Origin of the sequence: Desulforhopalus sp. IMCC35007 (assembly GCF_005116575.1) — a bacterium.
Classification (GTDB): domain Bacteria; phylum Desulfobacterota; class Desulfobulbia; order Desulfobulbales; family Desulfocapsaceae; genus Desulforhopalus_A.
On record NZ_SWCN01000059.1, the window covers coordinates 1 to 1,882 of the forward strand.

The 1,882-nt window shown below is 48.6% G+C and carries 1 protein-coding gene; it reads right to left on the reverse strand.

The window, feature by feature from the left end; translation table 11 throughout:
• Nucleotides 1-24: 24 nt before the first annotated feature.
• Nucleotides 25-1,740: a transposase gene (locus FCL48_RS24550; RefSeq protein WP_136876723.1), complete on the reverse strand. Its 1,716-nt coding sequence runs from the start codon at nt 1,738-1,740 to the stop codon at nt 25-27.
• Nucleotides 1,741-1,882: the final 142 nt, after the last annotated feature.

Here is a 1,882-nt window from a genome sequence, read left to right on the forward strand (position 1 = left end):
CCTGAAAATCGGGTAAAGCGCACACTATTTAGTATTCACTCCCAAGTACTTCAAGAGCAGCCTGTCTCTGGCCACCGATTCGGTGGACCATCTATAGCTGCCCATGACAGTCTGGACCTTTGTGGTTTCAATGCAGTCGAACCAATCCAGGATCTGAGCGAGAGAGCGTTGCGCAAGCCAGTTTTCCAGTTTCTTCTCGAGCTCAATAAGTGCTTTGGTTTTTCCGGGTTCTTTTTTCCTGAGCTTGGCCTGTACTTCCTTTATTTTTTTCCTCAGGAAACAATGATAGCCCAGCGAGACAAATTGTGTGAATTGTCTTCCGCGCAGATTGTCCGGGTACCATGTGCGTGGTCGAGCACCGTCGAGCCTCCCTTTTTGTACAGCAAAGAGTTCTTCGATTTTTTCTCGTAGTCGATAGTTTTCAAGTGCGGCAAATGTGTCCATAGCCTGATTGCTAACAAGGGCGAAATAGCCAAAGTACTTCTTTGCTTCGGCAATGGCTTTGTCGTTGAATCCCACCTTCAGCTGCCCCCCACGCCCCTTCCTGGAACAAGCCAGGTACTTGTCTATTTTCTTTTGCGCGGTTTCCGTGAAATCGGTTTGTCCTCCTTCTATTTGCGCTTTTAGTTCAAGCAGGTCCTTACGGAAGGCACGTTCTTTCTTGGCTTCATTGTCGGGTGAATAGTAAACATGTACATACAGACGGCGGGAGATCGTTTCTTTTTCACCGGCGACCTTGCCGTTGCGTGATCGCTGGCGTGCGTGGGTGAACTGGTGCATTCTGAGCGAAGTTGCTCCGCAGATTGACGGATCGAACGGACAGGTGCTGGACATTCCCGCTATCTTTGCACGGAGTTCATCAACTGTCTCCCGGACCCAGGTAATATTTGGATCAACCAGGGTCAGAAACTTCACATTGCCCAAGGCGAACTCCATCATGTTCTTCTGGCTGTAGTAGCCGTTATCGGTGATGATCAGAGGTTTTTCCAGATTGAAACACTTGAGCTGTGTCAGAGTGTTTTCAATGGATATGACATCTGGAATATTACCGGGTTGCTTAGCGAAGGCTATTGGTTCGCGACCCTTCACGCTATATAAGGTCAAAAGCTTGATCGTATTGAGTCCGTCGCCATCCTTGTTGAACCCCTGCCGCGCCTCCGACTGATTTTCAGAGTAGGTCGAGATAGTAGTAGAGTCAAACGCCAGTACAGGAGACTCTCCTAAGCGTGACGCCCGAGCTGAAAAATAGGACTGAACGCCTTGTTCATCGCGACCAACATCCTTAAACAGGTCGCCATACACGTCTTCAGTTATCCCTTCACGATATGGAAGGGGGTGCATCACCTGCCAACTCTCAAGGCGCGGCAGCGTGTTGCCACCAGAACCGATCCAGTAGCGTGCGATAGAAAGCATCTTCGCCGCATCACCCTCGTTGAATGAAGCACGTACATCATCATCAATGCCGGAAACCTTGCCCACCCATTCAAGGATATCCGTGAGGCCGGTATGCTGACGTGTTGCATTGGCAATGCCTCCTTCGCCTTTGTGTTTTTTCGGACGAGTCGGCACAATTTCTTGAGTTCCCGATTTGATTTTTCCCTTGAGCTTCTGACTGACCGTATGAGTCTTTCTGGTCTTTTCGTCGTAAGCCGTAATCCGTTCATAGATGTAAATATCGCCATTAGGACGCTTTTCACGGCGTTCGCCGACGTGAGTTTTTCCTGTTATTGGTTTAGCCATGAATAAACCCCCCTTCAAAGTGTGCGTATAAGCTTAATACGTACACGCAAAAAAGGCAAGAAAAAAGCACGGTTTTTCAACTAAACCGTGCTCGTAGGGTTGTTTCTTGGGCTTAAAGTGTGCGCTTTATACGATTTTCAGG